Genomic DNA, 24,099 nt, shown 5'->3' with positions numbered 1-24,099 from the left:
CACCCGGTTTCTTAGCGAGGTCCCCCACGAGCTTAGAAACCGTGGTGTACTGTGAACACCTAATTATAGAAAGGATTGTATCTATATGGCTTTTGACGGAATTACGATCGCAGCTGTGACAAAAGAATTAAAGGAGGCTCTGGAAGGCGGGCGGATCAGCAAGATCGCTCAGCCGGAGGCAGATGAGCTTCTCCTGACAGTCAAGACTCCCGCAGGACAGAGGCGGCTGTGCATCTGCGCCAGCGCCTCTCTTCCTCTTATATATCTCACTGACGAAAACAAGACGAGCCCCATGCAGGCTCCGGGCTTTTGCATGCTGCTGCGCAAGCACATCGGCAGCGGGCGCATCGTGGGCATCCATCAGCCAAAGATGGAGCGCATCATCCGCTTTGACATCGAGCATCTGGATGAGATGGGAGATCTTTGTCAAAAGACGCTTGTGGTGGAGCTGATGGGAAAACACAGCAACATTATCTTCTGCGATGACAACGGCCGCATCATCGACAGCATCAAACATATATCTGCCCAGACAAGCTCTGTCCGGGAGGTGCTCCCGGGGCGGGAATATTTTATACCGGATACCATGCACAAGCTGGATCCGCTGACTGTGACACAAGAAGATTTCATCCAGGCGCTGAAGGAAAAAGGAGGCCCCATCTCAAAGGCCATCTATACCAGCTTTACCGGCATCAGCCCGGTAGTGGCGGAGGAGATCTGTTATCTGGCCGCCCTGGAATCCCGGATGACAGCGGAGGACCTCTCTGGAGACATGCTCATCCATCTCCACCGGCAGTTCAGCTACTATATGGAACAGGTGCGTCTTGGCTCTTTCTCTCCTGCCATCTATTACGACGGCACGGAACCGAAGGAATTTTCCGCCCTGCCCTTGAGTCATTTCTCCAATTACAGAAGGGAAGAACTTTCTTCCATCTCCCAGGTGATCCGCACCTACTACTCCTCCCGGGAGACACTGACCCGTATCCGCCAGAAGTCCGCGGATCTGCGTCACGTTGTCCAGACAGCCCTGGAGAGGAACCGGAAGAAATACGACCTGCAGTCCAGGCAGCTTAAGGACACGGAAGGCCGGGATAAATTCAAAGTCTACGGCGAACTGATCAACACCTACGGCTATGGCCTGGAGCCCGGCGCAAAAAAACTGACTGCTCTCAATTACTATACCAACGAAGAAGTCACCATCCCCCTGGACGAACATCTCACAGCCGGCGAGAACGCCCAGCGCTATTTTGCAAAATACAACAAACAGAAGCGGACTTTCGAGGCCTTGAGCCAGCTCATACAGGAGACCCGCGATGACATCGAGTACCTGGAGTCCATCAGCAACGCCCTGGACATTGCCCGGGCTGAGGAGGACCTGGTACAGATCAAGGAGGAGCTGACCCAGACCGGTTATATCCGCCGCCGCAGCACAAAGCAGAAGGTGCGCATCACAAGCCGCCCCTTCCACTACATCTCCAGCGACGGCTACCATATATATGTAGGAAAAAACAATCTGCAGAACGAGGAGCTGACTTTCCACTTTGCCTCCGGCAACGACTGGTGGTTCCACGCAAAGATGGTGCCCGGCTCCCACGTCATCGTGAAATCCGGCGGGGATGAGCTGCCGGACCGCACCTTTGAGGAGGCCGGCCGGCTGGCTGCCTACTACTCAAAGAGCCGCGGAAACGATAAAGTCGAGATCGACTACATTGAAAAGAAACATGTGAAAAAGCCCGGCGGCGGAAAGCCAGGCTTTGTCATCTACCACACAAACTACTCGCTTGTCATTGACTCGGATATCAGCGGAATTGAAGAAGTGCGGACGAACTGACATCAGTTCATCCGCACTTCTTTATCTGCAACATATTAACAGGATCAGTAGTCAGATCAGCAGGACTGCGTTTCCATCCCCAGCAGATAATCTATGAACTGCTGAGCTGTCCGCCCGGACATGCCGCCGTGGTTCAGCTCCCAGCGGTTGGCTTCCAGAAGGAGCTTTTCTTCGTCCATCTCTATGCCGTTTCTCTTTGCCAGCTGACGGACGATCTCCTGGAATTCTTTCTTGGCCGGTTTTCCAAAATATATGGTGACACCGAACCTTGCCACAAGGGAAAGTTTCTCCTGCACCGTGTCGTTTGTGTGCAGCTCTTCGTCTCTCTCCTCCTTATCCCGGAAGCTCTCCCGGATCAGATGGCGGCGGTTGGAAGTGGCGTAGATGAGCACATTGTCCGGCTTTCTCTCCAGTCCGCCCTCGATGACCGCCTTCAGGTATTTGTATTCGATTTCAAACTCCTCGAAGGAAAGGTCGTCCATGTAGATGATAAATTTATAGTTCCGGGTCTTGATCTGGGCGATGACATCGTTGAGGTCCTGGAACTGATGCTTGTACACCTCGATCATCCTAAGGCCCTGGTCATAGTATTTATTGAGGATAGCCTTGATGGAGGAGGATTTCCCGGTTCCCGCGTCCCCGAAGAGAAGGCAGTTGTTGGCCCGGCGCCCCTTCACAAAGGCCTCTGTGTTGTCAATGAGTTTTTTCTTGGCGCTCTCATACCCCACCAGCTCGTCAAGCTGTACATGGGCGATCTTTGTGATAGGCACAATGTGGACGCCCTCCTCGTCGTGGGCCACCCGGAAAGCCTTGTGAAGGCCCAGCTTGCCTACGCCGAACTCCTTGTAGAACTGGGTCACGGAAGCCTTGAACTCCTCCGCGTCCTTTGTCTGCCCCAGGCTTTTCGCCAGAGCGCAGATCCGGTCCCGGATACGGCCGTTGAACACACTGCCGTGGGTGCCAGATCCTGTGTAGTCCAGGATCATGGAGACGCAGTCCACGCCAAGCCCTGCCTCCATCGCGGAGAAGTCGTAGTCAAACAGCTCCTTGAAGATAGAGAAGTCGTGGAGGGCCACCTTATTGATGCTTCCCCCTGTCTCTCCCACGATCTCGCAGGAAGTGCTGTAGGCGTTCTCATCGTTTGCCAGGAGAAAGGTCAGGTAATCGTGCCAGAGATTTCCCTCAAAGCCGTGGTCCACACAGAGCTCCAGTATGCTGCCTGTGCACGCAAAGAGAAGGCTTTTCAGGTCCTCCTCGTTGTAATATTCATTGTTGTAGTTTTCCATCAGGAACGTCATGTCATTTAAGATCTGTTCCTGCTCCAGATTTTTATAGATGATCAGTTCGTGTACTCTCATATTGTTTCTCCCTTCAGATCAGTAGTTTCCAAGTATTTTCAGGCTCTTGGACTCTTCCCGCAGGCCCCGGATGGCATTTTTCACGGCGCCCTCCCCCATGTTTCCTTCAAAGTCCACAAAGAAACGGTACTCCCAGGTCCTTCCCTCCACCGGACGGGACTCGATCTTTGTCATATTCAGGTTATTGTAGGTAAAATGGGCCAGCAGGTGATAGAGAGAACCGCTGGAATGGTCCACCTCAAAGCAGATGCTGATCTTTTTCGCGTCCTTCAGAAAAATCTTCTGGTTCGTCACAATGATAAACCGGGTGGAGTTGTTGTCATTGTAGTTTATCTTCCGGTCCAGTATCTTCAGTCCGTATATCTGAGCCGCATGCTCACTGCAGATGGCCGCCTGAGTGATATCCCCGTCCTCCAGCACCTTTTTTGCCGCTACCGCTGTGTTGGGTGCGCTGATCCGCTGCCATCCCGGCTGCTCATCCAGATATTTGGAGCTCTGCATCAGCGCCTGGGGATGGGAGTAGACCGTCTTTATCGTGTCCAGGGACGCTCCCTCCACGCTTGCAAGAGCATGGTCGATGGGGAGGATGATCTCCCCCACGATATAATTTTCAAATTCCACAAGCAGGTCATAGACCTCACTCACCACTCCCGCTGATGAATTTTCAATGGGGAGGACCGCAAAATCCGCAGACCCCTCCTCTATGGCCTCCATGGCGTCACGAAAGGTCTGCACATGGAAGCTGTTTATATCCTTTCCAAAATAAGCGTGCATGGCTGCCTGGGAGTAGGCGCCGTCTGTCCCCTGAAAGACGATCCGGGACTGCTCGTAATCCAGCTTGTCCACTCCGATAAAGGGCAGCCTTCCAAGCGCTCCCTTCTTAGTCAGCATCTGGTACTGCATTTTTCGGCTCTGAGACATGAGCTGCTCAAAAAGCTCCGTCAGTCCCAGCCGGAGGAACTCATCCTCCACATTCCGGGTGATCCTGGCGAGCTGATCCTTCTCCCGCTTTTTATCAAACACTTTCTTTCCTGCATCTATCTTGATATCGCCGATCTTTTCGCACACCTGCACACGGCTCTTGTACAATTCCGCGATCTGGCTGTCGATCTGCGCCAGATGTTCTCTCAGTTCCTCTAATTCTGCCATTTCTTCTGTCTCCTTTTGCACACATACTAAAAGGTATTATAATACAAGTCCACGTCAAAATCCACGTCAGACGTTGAAAAACTTTGGCATTTATTATATGATGTAGGTACGGTGAATTGATCTAAAGGGAGGCGAACAGTATGAACACCATGGATTGCATTTTCAGCAGAAGAAGTATCCGCAAATTCAAGCCGGACCCTGTGGGGCACCAGCTTCTTGAGACAGTCATCCAGGCGGCATCCTATTCTCCTTCCTGGAAAAACAGTCAGATCACACGCTATATCGCTATCGAAGATTCTTCTATTCTCGCAAAAATTGCCGATGATTTCACCCCGTCATTCAACAGTCATATTATCCGTCAGGCACCGCTCCTCCTGGCTGTCACCTTTGTCAAAGGGCGCAGCGGCTTTGAGAGGGACGGCTCTTTCTCTACAAAGAAAGGGGACCGCTGGCAGATGTTTGATGTGGGAGCCGCCTGCCAGACCTTCTGTCTGGCTGCCCATGAAGCGGGCCTTGGCACGGTCATCATGGGGATTTTTGACGAGGACGGCATAGGAGAGCTTCTTGACATTCCCGCTGATCGTGAGCTTGGGGCACTGATCGCAGTGGGGTATCCGGACATTGCTCCCGAGGCGCCGAAGCGAAAGAGCGTGGACGAGCTTCTGACGTACCGTTAATTCTTTACCGTGCCATGAGAAGGGCACATAACACGAAGGAGGTTTTTATGAGACATTTAATGAGTCCACTGGATTTTTCAGTGGAAGAGCTGGATAAATTGCTGGACCTGGCAGAGGACATTGAGGCAGACCCGAAGAAATATGCCCACGCCTGCGACGGGAAAAAGCTTGCCACCCTGTTCTACGAGCCAAGCACGAGAACACGTTTAAGCCACGAGGCAGCTATGCTGAACCTGGGCGGGAGCATCATGGGCTTTTCCTCCGCTGACTCCAGCTCCGCTGCCAAGGGAGAGAGCGTGTCTGACACCATCCGCACCATCTCCTGCTACGCGGATATCTGTGCCATGCGCCATCCAAAAGAGGGAGCTCCCATGGTTGCCTGCCAGCACTCTTCTATCCCGGTCATCAACGCAGGAGACGGAGGGCATCAGCACCCCACCCAGACACTGACGGATCTGATGACGATCCGGTCCCTTAAAGGGCATCTGGGCAATATGACCATCGGTCTGTGCGGAGACCTGAAATTCGGACGCACAGTCCACTCCCTGATCCACGCCCTGGTGCGCTATCCGGGCATGAAATTTGTCCTCATCTCACCGGAGGAGCTGAGACTGCCAGGATATATCCGCCACGATGTGCTGGAGAAGAACCAGGTTCCCTACGAGGAGGTTGTCCGCCTGGAGGAGGCCATCCCGAACCTGGATCTGCTCTACATGACCCGCGTGCAGAAAGAGCGTTTCTTCAACGAGGAAGACTATGTGCGCATGAAGGACTTCTACATCCTGGACGCAAAGAAAATGAAGCTGGCCAGGGATGACATGTACGTGCTCCATCCGCTGCCCCGCGTCAACGAGATCTCCACGGAGGTGGACTCCGACCCGAGAGCCGCCTATTTCAAACAGATGCAGTACGGTGTCTATGTCCGCATGGCTCTCATTTTGACATTGCTGGAAATTGAAGTGTAGGAGGAAGAAACATGGTTAAGAATACATTGAATGTCGGACGCATTTCCGAGGGCTTTGTGCTGGACCACATCCAGGCAGGCCGCAGTATGGACATCTACAAATATCTCCACCTGGATCAGCTGGACTGCTGCGTGGCCATCATCAAGAACGCCAAGAGCAGCAAGATGGGGAAGAAGGACATCATGAAGATCGAGTGTCCCATAGACTTTATGGACCTGGACATTCTGGGGTTCATTGATCACAACATCACCATCAACATCATCAAGGACGAGCAGATCATCGAGAAAAAGGCGCTCCATCTTCCCAAGAAGATAAAAAATGTCATCCGGTGCAAGAATCCCCGGTGCATCACCTCTATCGAGCAGGAGCTGGACCATGTATTCGTCCTGACTGACCCGGAGAAGGAAATCTACCGGTGCATGTACTGCGAAGAAAAGTATGAGAGAAGGCCCAGATAGCAAGGACCTCAGATAGTATAAGACGATCCAGGGACAGATATGGCAGAAGCCGTATCTGTCCCTGTTTCCATTCTCCGTGTGTTTTCCATAAATTTCAGGCGTTTCAGGGATTGCCTGTCCCCCGGAAATGCTCCATCATGACAGGAAAATACTCCCTGCTGTACTCTCCCAGGGAATAGCTCCCCTTTCCGAGGCACCACTCTGTCACGAGAGCCCTCTCGCACATGGCGTAATATTTCACCACCGTTCGGATAGACACATCCCCGCGGATCTCTCCCCTCTTCTGCCCCTCCTCCACGATCCCGGATATCAGCTTGTAGTATTTCCGGTTCTCATTCAGGAGCTGGCTCTCTCCCTGGGCCACAAGCTGGGTGGAGTACAGGGAAGCCAGCAGCTCCATGCTGATATTCTCCTCCATCATGGCGTGCATTTCCCTGTTAAGATAGAGGAGCTTCTCAAAGCAGTCCTCGCCGGGATCCAGCTTGTCCTCCAGTTCCCCGTAGTAGTCATCCAGCATCTCCGCCAGTGTGTTCAGCAGCTCATCCTTGGCGCTGAAATAGTAGTAAAAGGAACCCTTGGACGTTCCGGACCTTTCTATAATGTCATCCACTGTCGTCCCGCCAAAGCCCTTGTCCCGGAACAGCTCCCAGGCAGCCGAGATGATCCTGCTCTTTACACTCTTCTTTTCTTCTGTCTTCTCCATTATCTTGTCCCTCTGTCCTTTTTAGTTGATATGCTTCTTATATTTTAGCACAAAAAAGGACAGAGGAAAATGAAAACCTCTGCCCCTGTGTCCCTGTTCGCTCTTAAAGACTTTTAGATATCTCCTCGCATTTTTTCATCGCCTCGATGACAGCGCTCCTGAAGCCTTTTTCCTCCAGTACCCGAACGGACTCGATGGTCGTCCCGGCCGGTGAGCACACCATATCCTTCAGCTCTCCCGGATGCCTGCCGGTCTCAAGCACCATCTTCGCGCTTCCCAGCACTGCCTGTGCGGCGAATTTATACGCTTGATTTCTCGGAATACCGCCGGATACAGCTGCGTCTGCCATGGCCTCGATCAGCATGAACACATAGGCCGGTGAGCTTCCGCTGACTGCCACGACCGCATCCATCATGTGCTCGGGAACCAGTTCCGCTTTTCCAAAGCCATTTAAAATGGACAGCGCCTTCTCCATATCCCCGTCTGTCACATAAGCGTTTTTGCAGGCTCCTGTCATTCCCTCTCCCACCATGGCAGGCGTGTTTGGCATGGTGCGCACGATCTTCACCGGCTTCTGGAACTGCTCCGCCAGCCAGGCAAGAGTCTTTCCCGGCGCGATGGTGATGATCAGATGACTGTCCGTCACACTGTCTCTGATACCCGCGATCACGTCCGCATAAAACTGGGGCTTTACAGAGAGGATGACAACCTCCGCATTTTTTACGACCTCATTGTTGTCCCCGGTCACACGGATACCGTACTTTTCTTTTACTCTCTCCCGCCCTGGCGCAAAGGGGTCTGCTCCAATAATCTCCTCCGGCGCCGCAATGTGATTTTCAATGATTCCGCCCATCATGGCTGTGGCCATATTTCCCGTTCCAATAAATCCAAGTTTCATCTGCTTATCCTCCTCTTTTTTTGTATACATTTTTATATTTTGTATACAACTTTGTTTATAATATACCATCCGTCCTTCTTCCTGTCAAGAAAAAGAGGTATTGCCTGCCGCTTTTTTTCACGTTATAATTTGTATACAAATTTATCTTCATACGCAAGGAGTGTGTTTCATGCCGCAGAAAGAAAAGAATGTCTCTCTCGCCGACCAGGCCTATGAGACGATCAAGACAAATATCCTGAATATGACCTACCCTCCGGGCATGACTCTGACAGAGAGCCGGCTGGCCCGGGACCTGGGCATGAGCCGCAGCCCTGTCCGCACAGCCATCCGGATGCTGCAGACAGAGGGACTCATCGTCACGGACTACTACAAATCCATGACTGTAAAAGAGATAACGGAAAAGGACATCCGGGAGATCTACCAGCTGCGGGAGCTGCTGGAGGGCGCCGCCTTCCGCCTCATCTTCACCTCCGGCAGGAACGAAGAGTACTCCTACCGCATCGAGGAGAAGGTGGTCCGCATGTGCGCCGCAGCCTCCGACACTTATGCCTGGGAGGTAGCCGACACAGCCATGCACATGGAGATCATCAGCATTCTGGAAAACAGCCGCGTTGACAGGATATATGAGAACAACCTGTCCGAGCTGATCCGCATGGGCCAGTTCTCTGTCAGGAACGGCATGGACATAGACCGCACCAATGAAAACCTGAAGAGGATGGTGGAGCTCATGCGCGCCGGGGATTACGAGAACGCCTACGCCATCCTCCGGGACGACCACTTTACAACCGGCATGGACTGTTCCCTTCAGGAATATCTTTAAAGAAATGCGCCTGGCCGCTGTGGTCCAGGCGCTGCTTTCTCATTCTATTTACTGAAAGGACTGCTCCGTGCGGTTGATGATCTCATCCTGGAGCGGTTTGTCCAGGTTGCGGAAGAAATCGCTGTATCCGGCCACGCGGACGATCAGGTCCTTGTAGTCTTCCGGATGCTTCTGGGCGTTGATGAGTGTCTGGCGGTCCACCACATTAAACTGGATATGGTGTCCGTCCATCGCAAAGTAGGACCGTATCAGGCTGGCCATGTTGTTCAGCCCTTCCTCTCCCGCCACCACATCAGGCGTGAACTTCTGGTTCAGAAGTGTGCCGGCAGTCGCCAGATGGTCCATCTTGGAGCAGGATTTGATCACAGCTGTGGGACCGTTTGTGTCTGCGGATTTCTCCGGCGAAATCCCCTCTGAAACAGGCTGATGGGCCTTTCTTCCATTTGGCGTTGCCAGGATCACGTCTCCGAAGTACACGTGGCAGGTGGTAGGCAGCATATCCACACCGTACTTTCCGCCCTTCATGTTCGGGCGCCCCGTGATGGTGCTCCTGTAGAGTTCAAACACATCCTGCATGATACCGTCCGCATAATCATCGTCATTGCCATATTTCGGCGTCCTGTCATGGACCATGCGGTAGATGGCGTCATATCCCTCATAGTTGTGCTCCATGGCATCGATCAGCTCTTCCATGGTAAAGTTTTTCTTGTCATAGACATTGTATTTTACAGCTGTCAGGCAGTCTGTCACCGTTCCGATGCCCACACCCTGGATATAGTTTGTGTTGTATCTGGCGCCGCCTGCATTGTAGTCCTTTGCGTTGGATATACAGTCGTTTGTCACCACAGACAGACAGGGAGCTGGCATCTCCTTCGCATACAGCTTCTCTATCACATTATTTCCGCGTATCTTCACGTCAACAATATACTCCAGCTGCTTCCTGAAGGCATCCCAGAGCTCATCGTACGTCTTGAAATCCTTCGCATACCCCAGCTTGAGTCCGATCTGCTTTCCGCTGTACTGGTCAAATCCATTGAACAGTGTGAGCTGGAATACCTTGGGGATGTTCAGGTATCCTGTCAGGATGTAGGCCTCGCTTCCCCACGCGCCTGTCTCCACACACCCCGAGGAGCCGCCCCTTCTGGCGTCCTCCAGCTTTTTGCCGGCATTGACCAGCTCCATGATCTGGGCCTCCGTGTTGTAGAAGGCAGGCTGCCCCCAGCCCTTCCTTGAAATCTCGCAGGCTCTCTTCAGGAATTTAGCGGGCGTCTTCTTGCTGATGGTCACGTTGGAGTTAGGCTGCACCAGCTTCATCTCATCCATGCAGTCCAGGATCAGGTAGCTGACATTGTTCACCCCGTTGCGCCCGTCCGGCGTCACTCCACCTGTGTTGATATTGGCAAAATCGGTGTATGTGGCGCTTTCCTTCAGCGTGATGCCCACCTTTACAGGCGCCGGCTGGTTGTAGAATTTCACCCACAGGCACTCCAGCAACTCCAGTGCCTTCTCATCGTCCAGGATGCCGGCCTCCACATCCCTCTCATAGTAGGGATACAGGTGCTGGTCCAGTCTTCCCGGACTGAAAGCGTCCCAGGGGTTCAGCTCTGTGGTGACTGCAAGGTGGGTGAACCAGTAGAGCTGGATCGCCTGCCAGTATGTCTGAGGCCTGTGCGCAGGTACGACCTCCAGGTTGGCAGCAATCTGAAGGAGCTCGGACTTCCTCGTCTCATCCGCTTCCTTTTCCGCCATCTCAAGAGCCAGGCTGTGGTAGCGCTCGCCCAGGATGATGACAGCGTCACAGGCAATGTCCATAGCCTTCAGCTCCTCGCATTTATCCACAGCATCCGGATCGTTCATGTAGTCCAGGCCGTCCATTGTCTTTTGGATCTTCTCTTTATACTCCATATAGCCGGTAGTGAACACCTGCTCGCCGCCGCAGGTGTGCCCCGGGCCTCTCTGCTCCATAAACTCAGTGAACATGCCCGCCTCGTAGCAGTCATGCCACTCCGGTGTCATCCTGGAGAGGAGCTTCTCTCTCATGCTGCGCCCCGTCCAGTAGGGGATGATCTCCTCCCTCTGGAGCTTTCTGTCCTCCTCCGTTGTCTTGAAGGACACAAGCTCCCTCTCGCTCATGACAACCATATCCTCCTCACTGTGGCAGCACAACTCCGGGAATGTGGGGGACGCCTGGGGGTCCTTGCCCTTCTCCCCGACGATCAGCTCCCCGTCCCCAAGATACAGCGTCTTCTTGGAAAAATATTCCTTCAGAGTCATGGCCCTCATGACCGGTATGGAATATTTTCCATCATTCTCCTTGTAAAAATCCGTCTCGATCTTCGCCCTCTCCAGATCAATGTGTACAGGCGTGTTCACACTGATTTCTCTGAGCTTCTGGATCCTCTCATTCATACCCCGCAGTTTTGCCATTTTCTTACCCTCCTATTTTCGTGTTTTTGAAACCTGCATCAACGAAAAGAGCGGCCAGCGCCTCCATCTCTTCTCTTTCCGGCGCGTGCAGGTCGGTGCCTTTATATTCCATATCCAGCTTTCTGTACTTACCGCTCCCCGTATCGTGGTAGGGCAGCAGATTGACCTGTGCCGGATGGATATCGTATTCCTGGAGAAACGCGATGGTCTCCCTCATGTTCTGTTCATTCCCATTTACTTCCTTCACTGTGGGAATGCGGATGTAAATCCTCGCCCCGTCCCGCGCAAGGCGGACCAGATTGTCAAGGATAAGACTGTTGTCCGTACCGATATATTTTTTATGGAGCTCCGGATCCATCACCTTCACATCGTAGAGGAAGGTGTCCACATAGGGAAGGAGCATCTGAAATCTCTCATAAGGTACATAGCCGCAGGTGTCAATGGTGAGGGTCACGCCCTGCTTCTTCAGCTCTCTGGCCACTGCAAGGACAAAATCCATATCCATGGCCATGACCTCTCCGCCGGAAAAGGTCACCCCGCCGCCGGACTCCTCGTAGAACATCTGGTCCTTCATCAGCTCCCGCACCAGCTCTCTGACGGGATACTCCTGCCCCACGATCTCCCGGAGCCCTGCCGGGCAGAAATTCACGCATTTCCCGCAGAGCGTGCAGGCCGCCGCATCGAGGACAGGATGCCCGTCCTCCATATGTACCGCGCCCGCCGGACAGACCGCCTGACAGGTGCCGCACCCTGTGCATTTTTCCCGGTCTACCTGCATCTCTCTTTCAAACCGCTGGGTCTCCGGGTTATGGCACCATTCACATTTCAGCGGACATCCCTTAAAAAACACGGTAGTCCGTATCCCGTCACCGTCATGAATGGAAAACTTTTGTATGTTGGTTATATTTTTCATCGCATTCTCCTGTACATGCTTCCACAGCATAAACTATCGTTTGAACTATAGTCTAATCTTTGATTTAAATATATCGTGTTGTTATATTTTTGTCAATCGGCATCTTTTCCATAATCCAGCGGCAAATTTTGTGAAATTTGTATCATAGTGTATTGTATATTTTGTACAAAAAAAAGACTGCCAATGCAGTCTTTTTTCGCATGTTCATACACATTTGCACACCAGTTATATGAATTCGGGACGTAATACTTTTAAAAAGTATTACGTCCCGAATTCACAATTGTCGTAATTGTGTGAAACCAGGCATGACGATAAGCCGGGTTATGTCGTTGGGTAATCATCTATCTAGGCCTGCCGTTGCCGGCAGGCTCAAGCGACCAACCTGAGACGCGGCGGGCCGCCGCATTGTCTCGTTCCGGTCTTGCTTCGGATGGGGTTTACATGTGCCCCTCCTGTTACCAGGAGGGCGGTAGTCTCTTACACTGCCCTTCCACCCTTACCGGGAAGATCCCGGCGGTACATTTCTGTTGCACTGGCCTTGGAGTTGCCTCCACCGGACGTTATCCGGCATCCTGCCCTGTGAAGCCCGGACTTTCCTCACCTGCTGCCTTTCGGCGTATGCAGCCGCGATTACCTGTCATACCTGGTCTCACGGTTTTCGATTTTATCACAATTATGAATTTATGGCAAGTCCTGTGTCCTCGATCAGGTCATCTCCGTCTGCCGCTGCGGTGGCAAGGGTATCGCATCTCTCATTCTGGGGATGGCCGTCATGGCCCTTCACCCAGATGAACCGCACCTGGTGAGGCTCTTTTGCCTGGAGAAGCCGCTTCCACAGATCCACATTCTTCACCGGCTCATTCTTGCCTCTCTTCCATCCCTTTTTCAACCAGCCGCCGATCCAGTTCTGGTTGAAGGCATCCACCACATACTTGGAGTCTGAGTAGAGTTCCACGCTGCAGGGCCTGTTCAGCGCCTCCAGCGCCGCGATCACTGCCATCAGCTCCATCCGGTTGTTGGTTGTCTTCTTATATCCCTGGGACAGCTCCTTTGTGTGGAGCTGTCCCTTTGTATCCACATATTCAAGGACGGCACCGTATCCCCCCGGCCCGTCCGGGTTGCCTCTTGCCGCCCCATCTGTATAAATCTTTACCTGCATAAAATTGTAAGCTCCTGTTCTTTAATCCAGCTCAAAGCTCTGCCCCTCCCGGGTGATGTGAGCCACCCTGGTTTTATAATCCAGGGCAGATTCCTCCTCCATCAGACGGTCGTACAGATCATACTGGTCCTGCATATGCATGGGGAACACAACATCTGTGTCTGTGTGGCGCATAAACCAGTCCAGCCCCCAGTAATACTCTCTGTCCAGCCTTGGATCCAGAGGGACAAAGGCCGCATCTATATGCATCCCCTCCAGCATCCCGATCTCCTTTTGGTAAGCCTCTTTCATAAAACGGTTGTAGGTATCCGTCTCTTCCTCCCAGTGCCACCAGTTCAGATCCCCCGCATGATAAATCGTATGCCCCGCTGTTTTCACCACAAAGGCAACGCCCTCATCTGTGGATCTGAGTGTCTCTATAAGAAGCTCACTCTCCCCGGACTCGATCTGCAATGTCTCTCCCGGCTCCATGAAGTACATATTGTTTTTTGGAACAGAAGAAGGCACCGCTTCCTCCACATCACTGGACAAAATGTAGGTGATGCGGGGAAATTTTCCTGTCCACGTAAAAATAGATCGCTGGTAGTGATCGTAATGTTTGTGGCTCACAAAAACGTACACATCCCTGTCACGGCCAAAAGCAGGAAGCTCTCCTCTGTAGTAGTCAAAAATCAGAACCTTATCCTCCATCTCCACCGCGAAGCCGCTGTGCTGGATATAAGTAACCTTCATACTCATTGCAAAATTACTCCTGGGGTGCCTTCTGGATCACTTCCACCGCGTGGGTAATCTCCGGAAGCAGATATTCAAGGCACTGCTTAACAGCCCCTGCTTTTCCGGGAAGATTGACGATCAGGACATCTCCCCTGATCCCGGCAGCGCTCCTGTTGAGCATAGATCTTTTTGTCAGCTTCATCGTGTACGCGCGCATGGCCTCCGGTATACCAAGGACCGGCCGCTCCACCACATCCATGGTGGCCTCTGGCGTGCAGTCTCCGGCATTGCAGCCCGCTCCGCCTGTTGTCAGGATCAGGTCGGTCAGATGTCCGTCCGCCATCCTCTGCATAACAGTGGAGAGGACAGTCCTGTCACAGGGAAGGGCTTTCTGGAACACGATCGTGTGTCCCGCCTGCTCGATCAGCTTCTTTATCACTTTTCCTGCGGCATCTTCCTCTTTTTCTCTGTATGCTGCCGTATTCGCTGTTATAATCGCAACTCTCATCTTGTACCTCCATAAACCTTTCTTTTGTACACAGGCTTTCCATGATACACCAAAAGTTCCTGCCTGTCTCTTTTATTTGATGCGTTCACCGATGCCGGCCGTCACCCGGTACACCTTGTCTGCCATGTCCGCCAGATAGCACCCTACCCGGCCAACCTGTTCCCTAAGGATCCGGTCTTCCGCTTTCCCTGGAGTCATGCCGCATCCCATTTCACTCATAATAATAACAACTTCCGGGTTCATTTGCAACATGGCCTCTGTCTGTTCCACCGGGTCCTTGCCCTCTTTTACATATTTTTCCACGGAAAACTGATAGGCAGGCATAAGGATGCGATCCGGAAACTGCTCCTTTGCAAAGGCCACCTTGCCCTGACAGCTTCCGCCTGTTATGAAAATCATGTCTTACCACCAACCTTTCTTTTCATCCTGCTGTTTTCTCCAGATGGGGATGCCGTAGACCACCTCCACGAAAAGATCCGCCTCTTTCGCCAGCGTCTGGTTGATCTGTCCGAGACATTCCAGGAATTTCCGCTCCTCATCTGTCCCCGGCACATCAGAAAACACCTGGTTTGTCACAACGATCAGATTGTCCGTCTGCTCCCCCAGCGCATGGATTTCTGAAAGGATTTCCTCCACGATCTGCTGCTGAGGAAGGATCTCCCCCTGGTATGCCCGGATCTTCTCTGTCAGCGTCTCCGCCACACAGTCCAGCACAACAGTGGACTGCTCTTTATCCATTTTCCCCGCAAATTCCTGCGCGATCCAGGACTTTCCGCTTGCGCTTCCGCCTGTGATCAGCAAAAACATACTACTCCACCTCTTCTGCACTTTCTGTTTACTGTTTCTCTACAACCTCGCCCTGCTTCTTGTAAATGCTTCCCGCCGGGACAAAGCCTCTCACAGAGGAGAGCGGATAGATGTTGCTGTGGCTTCCCACCACGCTGCCCGGGTTCAGGACTGTGCCGCAGCCAACCTCCACTTCGTCGCCCAGCATGGCGCCGAATTTCTTAAGCCCGGTCTCCATATTTCCCTCCGGTGTCTTCACCACCACCAGTTTTTTATCTGACTTTACATTGGAAGTGATGGAGCCGGCGCCCATGTGTGCCTTGTATCCCAGGATAGAGTCGCCCACATAGTTGTAGTGGGGCACCTGCACCTTGTTGAAAAGGATCACATTTTTCAGCTCTGTGGAATTTCCAACCACAGCCCCCTCGCCCACGATGGCGTTACCCCGGATGAAAGCGCAGTGGCGCACCTCTGCGTCCTTTCCGATGATGGCAGGCCCGTGGATGTAGGCGGATTCAAATACTTTTGCAGATTTTGCGATCCAGACATCCTCTCCCACCTTGTCGTACTCGTCTTCGGGAAGGCTCTTGCCAAGCTCCAGGATAAAGTCCTTGATCTTCGGCAGCACCTCCCAGGGATAGGTAGCTCCCTCGAAAATGCCCTTCGCGATGGTCTCGTCCAGTGTATAGAGTTCTTTGATGGTCAGTTCTTTCATTTTTTCTTCGCTCCATTTCCGCCTTCCGGCTTTTTATTTTTTGTTTTATAAAATGCAGCTGCCCTGTCGTAGCAGCTTCTTAACTGATACTGGTTGTTAAGCCCCAGGACTCCGTCTGTCCTTGTCTTAATAAAATGCTCCAGCTTCTCCATGTATTCCTCCGATGTGATCTCCCCTTCCGCCACATAGTTCAGCCCTTTCTCCCAGCTGGCTGTCAGCTCCGGGTTGAGGAGAGAGCGGATGGAATGATCCACCACATCGTAGATCATCTCCCCCTGGAGGGTGGGGGTCACGATCTGGGTCTTCTTGTTCAGTGCCAGATACTTGTTGTTAAACAGTTTTTTCAGTATCTCGCCTCTCGTGGCGCTGGTGCCGATGCCGCAGCTTTTGATCTGTTCCCGCAGCTCCTCGTCCTCAATGAGCTGCCCGGCATTCTCCATGGCCAGGATGAGAGACCCGGAATTGTACCGCTTGGGCGGGGAGGTCTTTCCCTCCTTGATGTCCAGGGAGGACACTGGAAGGGTCATGCCTTTTTTCAGGCTCTTCACCGCTGCAAAGAGAGCTGCCGGATCATCCTTTCCGGAGTCAGCGCTGTCGTTTGCCTCTCCGTTTGCCTCCCCGGCTGTCTCCTCCTGCTTTCCCCTTTTCTGTCCCGGGATACCCGCCACTTTCAGGTACCCTTCTTCCGCCAGCACGCGGAAGCTGGAAAAAAACTGCTCCTCCCTCATGCCTGTTACAATGGATACCTTCTGGTACACAGCCGCAGGATAAAAAATGCCGAGAAATCTGCGCACAATTACATCATACACTTCTTTTGCCGTGTGCGCCACACTGTTCAGCGCAGAGAACCCCTGCCCGGTGGGAATGATGGCATAGTGGTCTGTGATCTGCTTGTCATTGACGTACCGGGTCTTTGCCAGTCCCTTGTGGGTGCCCATGGAGGCGATCTCATTTAAAAAGGGAACCGCCGGGCTGTATTTCATCAGTCCGTTGAGATTTTTGCTAATTTCCTTTGCCACCGCGGTGGAGAGCACCCTGGCATCTGTCCTTGGATAGGTGACCAGCTTCTTCTCGTACAGCTCCTGCACAATGCGCAGGGTCTCATCCGGGCTGATCTTGAACCTTTTGGAACACTCGTTCTGCAGCTCCGCCAGGTTATAGAGAAGAGGCGGATTCTTTTTTTCCTTCTTTTTCTCAATAGAGAGGATCTTGCAGGTCAGCCTGTCATCTTCTCCGCGTAGATGGTCGATCAGTTCCTGGGCCTTCTCTTTCTCCTTAAATCCGTTTTCCTTGTAGAGGCAGGGGGAGGCAAAATACCTGGAGCCCTCCACCGCACGCCACTCTCCCTCAAACGTAAGCTCCGGGGATGGCCCCTGGGTCTCACCGCCTTCTCCGACAGGGATCGTGCTGACCACCCGGTAGAAGGGCGTCTCCACAAACTCCCGGATCTCCCGCTCCCTGCGCACCACCATACCCTGGACACAGGTCATGACCCGGCCCACGGAAATGACCGCATATTTAGTCCGCAGGTAGTTGGAAATGCTGTTTCCGTACTTTAAGGTGAGCAGGCGGGAGAAATTGATCCCCATCAGGTAGTCCTCCTTGGCCCGCAGGTAGGCGGAGGAAGACAGATTGTCGTAGGCGGACAGATCCTTTGCCTCCCGGATCCCCCGCAGGATTTCCTCCTCGGTCTGGGAGTCGATCCACACCCTGCGGCGCTCCTTTCCTTTCACGCCCGCCATCTGCTCCACAAGCCGGTAGATGTACTCTCCCTCCCGCCCGGAGTCAGTGCACACATAGATCGTCTCCACATCCTCCCGGTTAAGAAGGGAAGCCACGATGCGGTACTGTTTGGCCACCCCGGGGATCACTTCGTACTTGAATTCCCCCGGTAAAAACGGCAGAGTCTCCAGACTCCACCGCTTATATTTTTCATCGTAGGCCTCCGGATAGCTCATGGTCACCAGATGCCCCACGCACCAGGTCACCACCGCCTCCTCCGACTCCAGATAGCCGTCATGCCTGCCTGTCCGGAGGTGAAGGGCCCTGGCAAACTCCTGGGCCACGCTCGGTTTTTCTGCGATGTATAATGATTTTCCCATAAATGCTGTCTGATCTCCTGTTCTTGTCCCTTATTACATTCTCTCCCCGGATATCCGGTGCTATCTCCTGAGGAGCCCGGCTATCCTCTCCCGCAGCCCTTTCTTTTTCTGGGAAGCGCCCGCACTTCTCGCAGCGTGCACGGCCTCCTTCATAAAGCGCTCCTGGGAGTTCACCCTGTGCTCTGTGATGGGCTTTTTCTTGTATGTGCCATCGCTCTGCAGCACCCGGGCCTTTACGTTGTCCGCCAGCATCACGTCCATGTAGTAGCTGATCTGGCGCCGGACCGCATCGTCCAGTACCGGGCAGGCCACCTCCACCCGCTTCTCCGTGTTGCGGGTCATCATATCCGCAGATCCTATGTAGATCTTTTGGTCCGCCCCTGTTCCGAAGCAGAATATCCTGGGATGCTCCAGATATCTACCTACAATGCTGGACACGGTCAGATTGTCCGTGTAGCCCGGCACGCCCGGCAGGATACAGCAGATGCCCCGCACGATAAGGTCAACCTTCACACCTGCCCGGGACGCCTCCGCCACCTTGGCAATAAAATCCACATCTGTCAGGGAATTCATTTTCATGATGACACGTCCCCTGGGCCCCTTTTTGATCTCCTCATCCATAAGCTGCAGCACTTTGGGCTTGAGGGAGGTGGGAGATACGATCAGATGCCGGTAGATGCCGTCCAGGTTGCCGATGGACATATTCTGGAAAAAGAGAGCCGCATCCTCGCCGATCTCCCGGTTTGCTGTCATAAGCGACAGATCCGTGTACATGGCGGCTGTCTTTTCATTGTAATTGCCTGTTCCGATCTGAGTGATATACTGGATCTCGTTTCTCTGCCGATAGGTGACCAGGCAGATCTTGGAGTGCACCTTGTACCCCTCAAATCCATACAGGACGCGGCATCCCGCCTCCTCCAGCCGCTCGGACCAGTCAATGTTGTTCTGCTCGTCAAAGCGTGCTCTGAGCTCAATGAGAACGGTTACCTCCTTGCCGTTCTCAGCGGCGGCGCACAGGTACTCCACCAGCCTGGCCTTTTTCGCCAGCCGATAGATCGTGATCTTGATGGTCATGACTGAGGGGTCAAAGGCCGCCTCCTTGATAAGCTGCAGGAAAGGCTCCATACTCTCATAAGGGTAGAAAAGCAGGATATCCTGCTTTCGGATCTGCCGCATCATGCTCCCCTCCTCCACCTGGCGCCCCGGCTGCGGAGAGAAGGGATGATAGATGAGGGACCTCTTCATGGAGTCCGGCAGATTTCCGCTGATAGCAAACATGTAATCCAGCTTCATAGGCATCTTTGTGCGGAAGATCTGCTTCTTTGTGATATTAAATTTCTCACAGAAATATTTCTCCATATCCTGGTTCAGCTTCTCCGCTATCTCCAGCCGGACCACCGCCATCCTCCGGCGCTTGTGCAGGGTCTGCTTCATCAGAAAACGGAAATCATCCGTGACCTCCAGTGACTCGTCATCCGGTGCGATATCCGCATTCCTTGTGACGCAGATATAGTTCCGCTCAGACACCTCGTAGTGCCCGAACACAAGGTCCAGATGCTCCATGATCACCTTCTCCATCCGGATATAGCGGATATCATGCCCCGGCAGATAGAGGATATCAGACACAAAGTTGGGCACCGGCACGATCCCCATCATACTGCGTCCCTCCAGCTTCAGCATGGCCGTCACATAGAGCTCCTTGTTGAGCAGGTGCGGAAAGGGATGCCCCGCATCCACGATCTGAGGCGACAGGATGGGGAGCACCTGCTCCTTAAAATATTTTTTCACGTACTTTTTCTCACTCTGCTCCAGCTCTTTGTAATCCAGCCCGCACACGCCGTAGGGGTGCAGCTGCTTCTTGATCTCCCCGTAGGTCTTATCTCTCTCTTTGTAAAGGGGGGCTACCGCCTCGTAAATCTTCTCCAGCTGCTGGGCCGGCGTCATGCCGGACCTGGAGTCAACCGTCTTAGGGTCTGTGGCCGCCATATCAAAAAGGCTTCCCACACGGATCATAAAAAACTCGTCCAGATTGCTGGTAAAGATGGCCACAAACTTCATCCGCTCCAGCAGCGGCACGGACGGGTCCTGGGCCTCCTCAAGCACCCGCTGGTTGAACTTCAGCCAGGACAGCTCCCTGTTCTGAGTGTATTTTAAAATGTCCTTTCTCATCTTTCTCCCGCCTCTCCTTTCCGGTCACGGAATTTCTTTCATAAAGATTATACATGTAAACCGGAAATATATCCAGTCTTCTTTTTCTCCGTCCACACTGCCCGGTCAGTCCGGCAGTCTGTCTGCCGCCAGAAGACGGAAATGATCTTTCCTGTAATCCAGTATCCCCTCCCGGCGCATTTTCCCCAGCTCCCGGGACAGAGCACTCCGGTCAACAGCCAGAAAATCCGCCAGCTCCTGCCGGTTAAACGGAATGATAAAATCTCCTCCTCCGGCCATCTGAGCCTGGGCAGAGAGGTAGGCCTCCACCTTCTCCCGTATGCCGCGCCCGGATAGATACTCTGTCTTCCTGGCCATGGACCAGGTCTTATCTGCCAGAATGTGGACAAGATTGACGGTCAGCTTCTCATAGAGCGCTTCCTCCTTTCCCGGGCCTTCCCCTTCTCCCCTGTCAAGCACCGGCGTCAGGTCCAGGAGCAGCACCTTTGTCCGGTACTGAGCCGTCACATTGATGTTCAAAGTCCGCTCCTTCCTGCAGGCGTACACCTCTCCGAAGACTTCTCCGGCCTCTACCACCGCCAGGATGCTCCGATTTCCCCAGAAATCTTCCTTCTCCAGGGAAATACTGCCCTCCAGGACGATCCCCATCTGTTCCATCTTCTCACCCTGCCTGAAAAGGACCGATCCTCTCTCATATTCCTTCATCTTTGCCGACAGACAGGACAGGACTTTCTCCATGTCTTCTTCAGCGATCCCGGCAAAAAACGGCTGTGACAACAATATTTTTTCATATTTCTTCATTTTTCGCTCTTTTCCGTTGCATTTGCAACTGATTATTTTGTTCTATTATACTATACTGCCCGTGTAAAGCAAGAACATCTATCGAAACAGCGAGGAGGACAATACATGATACGAAAGATCATACACATTGACGAAGAAAAATGCAACGGCTGCGGACTCTGCGCCGAGGCCTGCCACGAGGGCGCCATTGAGATGGTGAACGGTAAGGCCCGCCTGATGCGGGATGACTACTGTGACGGCCTGGGAGACTGTCTGCCCGCCTGCCCCACAGGCGCCATCACCTTCACAGAGCGGGAGGCCGCCGCCTACGATGAGGAGGCGGTGAAAAGGCATCTCGCAAAGCGTGACGGCGCTCCCTCTGCTTCCGGCACAGCGGCTTCTCAGCCGGGCCTGGCACCCCAGCCTTCCCAGCTTTGCCAGTGGCCGGTGCAGATCAAGCTTGCTCCTGTCAGCGCCCCCTATTTCAGCGGCGCCCGGCTCCTCATTGCCGCCGACTGCACCGCCTACGCTTACGCCAGCTTCCACCAGGATTTCATCCGTGGCCGTGTGACGCTGATCGGCTGTCCCAAGCTGGACGGCGTGGACTACACGGAGAAGCTGACCGAGATCCTCTCCGGAAACGACATCCGGGACCTGACTATCGTCCGGATGGAGGTGCCCTGCTGCGGCGGCATCCAGCACGCCGCAACGGAGGCGCTGAAGGCCAGCGGAAAATTCATCCCCTGGCAGGTGGTGACCATCTCCACAGACGGCCGGATACTGGACTAGAAACTTTTCACAGCTCATACTTTTACAGCAAAAGATCCCCCGGAGCCAAAGCTCACAGCAGCTTCGCCCCGGGGGATCTTGCCTGTTCTTCTATTTTGCCTGGATATAACCCTTGGCTGTCAGCGCCTCAGCACAGAGCACTGCTCCGCCCGCCGCGCCTCTCACTGTATTGTGGGACAGACCGATGAATTTGTAGTCATAGATGCTGTCTTCCCGCAGACGTCCGATAGAAACGCCCATGCCATTCTCGTAGTTCACATCCATGGTCACCTGAGGACGGTTGTCCTCCTCCAGATACTGGATGAACTGCTTCGGCGCACTGGGCAGCTCCGCCTCCTGGGGGAAGCCCTTAAATGTCACCAGCTTCTCGATGAGCTCCTCCTTGGAGGGCTTTTTCTCAAAATTGATGAACACGGCTGCTGTGTGGCCGTTGAGCACCGGCACGCGGACGCACTGGCAGGTGATCTTCGGGGAATCTGCCATGACGATCTGTCCGTTCTCCACTTTTCCGAGAACGCGCAGAGGCTCTTTCTCGCTCTTCTCCTCCTCGCCGCCGATGTAGGGGATGATGTTGCCCTCCATCTCCGGCCAGTCTTTAAATGTCTTTCCGGCTCCGGAGATAGCCTGGTATGTAGTCACCACAAGCTCTTTCGGGCCGAATTCCTTCCATGCTGCCAGACAGGGAGCGTAGCTCTGGATGGAGCAGTTCGGTTTTACAGCAATAAAGCCCTTCTCTGTTCCAAGACGTTTCTTCTGGTCTTTGATCACGTCAAAATGATCCGCGTTGATCTCCGGCACGACCATGGGCACGTCCGGTGTCCAGCGGTGCGCACTGTTGTTGGAGACAACCGGAGTGTCTGTCTTTGCGTAAGCCTCCTCAATAGCCTTGATCTCTTCCTTGGTCATATCCACGGCGCTGAACACGAAATCCACTGTGGAGGCAACCTTCTCCACTTCGTTTACATTGAGGACCACCAGGTCCTTCACTGCCTCCGGCATGGGAGTGTCCATCTTCCAGCGGCCTCCCACAGCCTCCTGGTATGTCTTGCCTGCTGACCTGGGGCTTGCCGCCACTGTCACCACCTCAAACCAGGGATGGTTTTCCAGGAGAGCGATAAAACGCTGTCCCACCATTCCTGTCGCACCTAAAATACCAACTCGTAATTTTTTCTCCATTTCCTTTGCTCTCCTTTTCCTTTTATGAGTATTCGCGCATATATTTTTTATATATGGCGATCACTTCCTCCATAGCTTTCTTTCCCGGGGCTCCTGTGGTCACCCGCCTGTTGACGCAGGTGTCAATGCTGATGGCATCGTAGATGTCCTCCCCAAAGACGGGAGAGATCTCCCTGTACTCCTCCAGCGTCATATCATCCAGTGCAATGCCTCTTTCGATGCAGTAGAGCACAAGCTGCCCGACGATACCGTGCGCATCCCGGAAGGGAACTCCTTTTCCCACCAGGTAATCCGCCGCGTCTGTGGCGTTGGTGAAGCCGTGCTTCGCGCTGGCCTCCATGCGATCCTTATTGAAGCGGGTCGTGCGGAGCATGTCTGTAAAGAGGGAGATGCAGCCCTTGGCCGTATCGATGGCGTCAAAGACAAGCTCCTTGTCCTCCTGCATATCTTTATTGTAGGCAAGGGGAATGCCCTTCATAGTAGTAAGAAGAGACATCAGTGCCCCGTACACACGCCCGGTCTTTCCGCGGACAAGCTCTGCGATATCCGGATTTTTCTTCTGGGGCATGATGCTGCTGCCTGTGCTGTAGGCATCATCCAGCTCCACAAACTGATATTCATTGGAATTCCAGATGATCATCTCCTCGGAAAAGCGGCTCAGATGCATCATCACTGTAGAAAGGGCGGCCAGCAGCTCGATCAGGTAATCCCTGTCTGACACGCCGTCCATGCTGTTCAGCGTAGGGCCGTCAAATCCAAGGAGTTTGGCGGTGTAATCCCGATCCAGCGGATAGGTGGTCCCGGCCAGCGCCCCGGATCCCAGAGGACATGTATTCATCCTGCCGTAAATGTCCTGCATCCTCTCGTGATCTCGCTTGAACATCTCAAAATATGCGCCCATATGGTGAGCCACTCTGATAGGCTGTGCCTTCTGCAGATGGTAGAACCCGTGCATGATCGTCTCCGTATGCTCCTCCATAGTATTCAGAATGGCAAACAGCAGCT

At 53.4% G+C, this 24,099-nt stretch carries 23 protein-coding genes and 1 other RNA gene; 6 read left to right on the top strand and 18 right to left on the bottom strand.

Annotated features, from left to right (window positions below; all coding sequences use genetic code 11):
* Positions 1-85 precede the first annotated feature (85 nt).
* Entirely contained in the window at positions 86-1,828 is a 1,743-nt protein-coding gene (locus Q5911_RS11360; protein WP_303182858.1) for an Rqc2 family fibronectin-binding protein, read from the top strand.
* A gap of 56 nt (positions 1,829-1,884) precedes the next feature.
* Here Q5911_RS11360 and Q5911_RS11355 read toward each other — a convergent pair whose 3' ends face one another.
* Both Q5911_RS11355 and pheA read right to left on the bottom strand, forming a co-directional pair.
* Positions 1,885-3,186, bottom strand: coding sequence for an ATP-binding protein (locus Q5911_RS11355; protein ID WP_303182856.1), 1,302 nt, complete (start codon positions 3,184-3,186; stop codon positions 1,885-1,887).
* A gap of 18 nt (positions 3,187-3,204) precedes the next feature.
* Positions 3,205-4,335, bottom strand: coding sequence for a prephenate dehydratase (gene pheA, locus Q5911_RS11350; RefSeq protein ID WP_226393951.1), 1,131 nt, complete (start codon positions 4,333-4,335; stop codon positions 3,205-3,207).
* Between the two features lie 140 nt (positions 4,336-4,475).
* Here pheA and Q5911_RS11345 point away from each other — a divergent pair, with 140 nt between their 5' ends.
* Genes Q5911_RS11345 through Q5911_RS11335 form a run of 3 tightly spaced genes read left to right on the top strand, consistent with a single transcriptional unit; the run spans position 4,476 to position 6,435 of the window.
* Positions 4,476-5,012 (top strand): nitroreductase family protein, encoded by a 537-nt coding sequence (locus Q5911_RS11345; protein ID WP_087172938.1) that lies wholly within the window; start codon positions 4,476-4,478, stop codon positions 5,010-5,012.
* Between the two features lie 47 nt (positions 5,013-5,059).
* Positions 5,060-5,977 (top strand): aspartate carbamoyltransferase, encoded by a 918-nt coding sequence (gene pyrB, locus Q5911_RS11340; RefSeq protein ID WP_303182853.1) that lies wholly within the window; start codon positions 5,060-5,062, stop codon positions 5,975-5,977.
* An 11-nt stretch (positions 5,978-5,988) separates the two neighbouring features.
* Positions 5,989-6,435 carry an aspartate carbamoyltransferase regulatory subunit gene (locus Q5911_RS11335; RefSeq protein ID WP_076777550.1) on the top strand — a complete coding sequence of 149 codons (447 nt, stop codon included), beginning with the start codon at positions 5,989-5,991 and terminating at the stop codon, positions 6,433-6,435.
* Between the two features lie 103 nt (positions 6,436-6,538).
* On the opposite strand, the gene Q5911_RS11330 is transcribed toward Q5911_RS11335, so the two are convergent.
* Positions 6,539-7,138: a TetR/AcrR family transcriptional regulator gene (locus Q5911_RS11330; protein WP_076777551.1), complete on the bottom strand. Its 600-nt coding sequence runs from the start codon at positions 7,136-7,138 to the stop codon at positions 6,539-6,541.
* Between the two features lie 103 nt (positions 7,139-7,241).
* A complete protein-coding gene (gene proC / locus Q5911_RS11325) occupies positions 7,242-8,036 on the bottom strand; it encodes a pyrroline-5-carboxylate reductase (RefSeq protein WP_087173031.1) in 795 nt (264 codons plus the stop codon).
* A gap of 169 nt (positions 8,037-8,205) precedes the next feature.
* Between proC and Q5911_RS11320 the strand changes: the two genes are divergently transcribed.
* Positions 8,206-8,856, top strand: a complete 651-nt coding sequence (locus Q5911_RS11320; protein ID WP_076777553.1) for a GntR family transcriptional regulator — start codon at positions 8,206-8,208, stop codon at positions 8,854-8,856.
* A 48-nt stretch (positions 8,857-8,904) separates the two neighbouring features.
* Here Q5911_RS11320 and hypD read toward each other — a convergent pair whose 3' ends face one another.
* The 12 genes from hypD to Q5911_RS11260 form a co-directional block, all read right to left on the bottom strand.
* Positions 8,905-11,283: a trans-4-hydroxy-L-proline dehydratase gene (hypD, locus tag Q5911_RS11315; RefSeq protein ID WP_303182848.1), complete on the bottom strand. Its 2,379-nt coding sequence runs from the start codon at positions 11,281-11,283 to the stop codon at positions 8,905-8,907.
* 4 nt (positions 11,284-11,287) lie between these two features.
* On the bottom strand, positions 11,288-12,196 hold the full coding sequence (locus tag Q5911_RS11310; RefSeq protein ID WP_303182846.1) for a trans-4-hydroxy-L-proline dehydratase activase: 909 nt from the start codon (positions 12,194-12,196) through the stop codon (positions 11,288-11,290).
* Positions 12,197-12,492: 296 nt separating this feature from the next.
* Positions 12,493-12,842: RNase P RNA component class A (rnpB, locus tag Q5911_RS11305), an RNA gene on the bottom strand.
* A gap of 27 nt (positions 12,843-12,869) precedes the next feature.
* Positions 12,870-13,355 (bottom strand): ribonuclease HI, encoded by a 486-nt coding sequence (gene rnhA, locus Q5911_RS11300; protein ID WP_226393945.1) that lies wholly within the window; start codon positions 13,353-13,355, stop codon positions 12,870-12,872.
* 21 nt (positions 13,356-13,376) lie between these two features.
* The gene (locus Q5911_RS11295) at positions 13,377-14,093 is read right to left on the bottom strand and encodes an MBL fold metallo-hydrolase (protein ID WP_331592467.1); all 717 of its coding nucleotides are present in this window, start codon (positions 14,091-14,093) and stop codon (positions 13,377-13,379) included.
* A 7-nt stretch (positions 14,094-14,100) separates the two neighbouring features.
* Positions 14,101-14,577 (bottom strand): MogA/MoaB family molybdenum cofactor biosynthesis protein, encoded by a 477-nt coding sequence (locus Q5911_RS11290; RefSeq protein WP_303182843.1) that lies wholly within the window; start codon positions 14,575-14,577, stop codon positions 14,101-14,103.
* Between the two features lie 72 nt (positions 14,578-14,649).
* Positions 14,650-14,976 (bottom strand): bifunctional adenosylcobinamide kinase/adenosylcobinamide-phosphate guanylyltransferase, encoded by a 327-nt coding sequence (locus Q5911_RS11285; protein WP_076777558.1) that lies wholly within the window; start codon positions 14,974-14,976, stop codon positions 14,650-14,652.
* 3 nt (positions 14,977-14,979) lie between these two features.
* Positions 14,980-15,384 carry a bifunctional adenosylcobinamide kinase/adenosylcobinamide-phosphate guanylyltransferase gene (locus tag Q5911_RS11280; RefSeq protein ID WP_303182840.1) on the bottom strand — a complete coding sequence of 135 codons (405 nt, stop codon included), beginning with the start codon at positions 15,382-15,384 and terminating at the stop codon, positions 14,980-14,982.
* 28 nt (positions 15,385-15,412) lie between these two features.
* The gene (locus tag Q5911_RS11275; protein ID WP_303182838.1) at positions 15,413-16,078 is read right to left on the bottom strand and encodes a UDP-N-acetylglucosamine pyrophosphorylase; all 666 of its coding nucleotides are present in this window, start codon (positions 16,076-16,078) and stop codon (positions 15,413-15,415) included.
* Positions 16,075-18,180 (bottom strand): DNA topoisomerase, encoded by a 2,106-nt coding sequence (locus Q5911_RS11270; protein ID WP_303182836.1) that lies wholly within the window; start codon positions 18,178-18,180, stop codon positions 16,075-16,077. The genes Q5911_RS11275 and Q5911_RS11270 overlap by 4 nt, the downstream gene beginning before the upstream one ends.
* A gap of 60 nt (positions 18,181-18,240) precedes the next feature.
* Positions 18,241-20,349, bottom strand: a complete 2,109-nt coding sequence (ppk1, locus tag Q5911_RS11265) for a polyphosphate kinase 1 (RefSeq protein ID WP_303182834.1) — start codon at positions 20,347-20,349, stop codon at positions 18,241-18,243.
* Positions 20,350-20,454: 105 nt separating this feature from the next.
* Complete coding sequence (locus Q5911_RS11260) at positions 20,455-21,150, bottom strand: Crp/Fnr family transcriptional regulator (protein WP_303182832.1); 696 nt, start codon at positions 21,148-21,150, stop codon at positions 20,455-20,457.
* A 105-nt stretch (positions 21,151-21,255) separates the two neighbouring features.
* Between Q5911_RS11260 and Q5911_RS11255 the strand changes: the two genes are divergently transcribed.
* On the top strand, positions 21,256-21,918 hold the full coding sequence (locus Q5911_RS11255) for an ATP-binding protein (protein ID WP_303182830.1): 663 nt from the start codon (positions 21,256-21,258) through the stop codon (positions 21,916-21,918).
* Positions 21,919-22,008: 90 nt separating this feature from the next.
* Here the strand turns inward: Q5911_RS11255 and asd are convergent, their stop codons facing one another.
* Positions 22,009-23,094 carry an aspartate-semialdehyde dehydrogenase gene (gene asd / locus Q5911_RS11250; protein WP_303182828.1) on the bottom strand — a complete coding sequence of 362 codons (1,086 nt, stop codon included), beginning with the start codon at positions 23,092-23,094 and terminating at the stop codon, positions 22,009-22,011.
* A 22-nt stretch (positions 23,095-23,116) separates the two neighbouring features.
* Positions 23,117-24,099 (bottom strand): argininosuccinate lyase (gene argH / locus Q5911_RS11245; RefSeq protein ID WP_303182826.1); only part of this gene is annotated, 983 nt, incomplete at its 5' end.

It is taken from the genome of Lachnoclostridium phocaeense, assembly GCF_959599685.1.
GTDB lineage: Bacteria > Bacillota > Clostridia > Lachnospirales > Lachnospiraceae > Claveliimonas > Claveliimonas monacensis.
Note: the sequence above shows the minus strand (reverse complement) of the source record. Positions and strands in the feature narration are given on the sequence as shown.

Coding starts and splice junctions, on each gene's coding strand:
- pyrB (WP_303182853.1), top strand. CDS start 5,060: ATGAGACATTTAATGAGTCCACTGGATTTTTCAGTGGAAGAGCTGGAT.
- hypD (WP_303182848.1), bottom strand. CDS start 11,283: ATGGCAAAACTGCGGGGTATGAATGAGAGGATCCAGAAGCTCAGAGAA.
- Q5911_RS11270 (WP_303182836.1), bottom strand. CDS start 18,180: ATGGGAAAATCATTATACATCGCAGAAAAACCGAGCGTGGCCCAGGAG.
- ppk1 (WP_303182834.1), bottom strand. CDS start 20,349: ATGAGAAAGGACATTTTAAAATACACTCAGAACAGGGAGCTGTCCTGG.
- Q5911_RS11330 (WP_076777551.1), bottom strand. CDS start 7,138: ATGGAGAAGACAGAAGAAAAGAAGAGTGTAAAGAGCAGGATCATCTCG.
- Q5911_RS11285 (WP_076777558.1), bottom strand. CDS start 14,976: ATGATTTTCATAACAGGCGGAAGCTGTCAGGGCAAGGTGGCCTTTGCA.
- Q5911_RS11280 (WP_303182840.1), bottom strand. CDS start 15,384: ATGTTTTTGCTGATCACAGGCGGAAGCGCAAGCGGAAAGTCCTGGATC.
- Q5911_RS11290 (WP_303182843.1), bottom strand. CDS start 14,577: ATGAGAGTTGCGATTATAACAGCGAATACGGCAGCATACAGAGAAAAA.
- Q5911_RS11310 (WP_303182846.1), bottom strand. CDS start 12,196: ATGAAAAATATAACCAACATACAAAAGTTTTCCATTCATGACGGTGAC.
- Q5911_RS11345 (WP_087172938.1), top strand. CDS start 4,476: ATGAACACCATGGATTGCATTTTCAGCAGAAGAAGTATCCGCAAATTC.
- Q5911_RS11335 (WP_076777550.1), top strand. CDS start 5,989: ATGGTTAAGAATACATTGAATGTCGGACGCATTTCCGAGGGCTTTGTG.
- proC (WP_087173031.1), bottom strand. CDS start 8,036: ATGAAACTTGGATTTATTGGAACGGGAAATATGGCCACAGCCATGATG.
- rnhA (WP_226393945.1), bottom strand. CDS start 13,355: ATGCAGGTAAAGATTTATACAGATGGGGCGGCAAGAGGCAACCCGGAC.
- asd (WP_303182828.1), bottom strand. CDS start 23,094: ATGGAGAAAAAATTACGAGTTGGTATTTTAGGTGCGACAGGAATGGTG.
- pheA (WP_226393951.1), bottom strand. CDS start 4,335: ATGGCAGAATTAGAGGAACTGAGAGAACATCTGGCGCAGATCGACAGC.
- Q5911_RS11260 (WP_303182832.1), bottom strand. CDS start 21,150: ATGAAGAAATATGAAAAAATATTGTTGTCACAGCCGTTTTTTGCCGGG.
- Q5911_RS11255 (WP_303182830.1), top strand. CDS start 21,256: ATGATACGAAAGATCATACACATTGACGAAGAAAAATGCAACGGCTGC.
- Q5911_RS11275 (WP_303182838.1), bottom strand. CDS start 16,078: ATGAAAGAACTGACCATCAAAGAACTCTATACACTGGACGAGACCATC.
- Q5911_RS11360 (WP_303182858.1), top strand. CDS start 86: ATGGCTTTTGACGGAATTACGATCGCAGCTGTGACAAAAGAATTAAAG.
- Q5911_RS11295 (WP_331592467.1), bottom strand. CDS start 14,093: ATGAGTATGAAGGTTACTTATATCCAGCACAGCGGCTTCGCGGTGGAG.
- Q5911_RS11355 (WP_303182856.1), bottom strand. CDS start 3,186: ATGAGAGTACACGAACTGATCATCTATAAAAATCTGGAGCAGGAACAG.
- Q5911_RS11320 (WP_076777553.1), top strand. CDS start 8,206: ATGCCGCAGAAAGAAAAGAATGTCTCTCTCGCCGACCAGGCCTATGAG.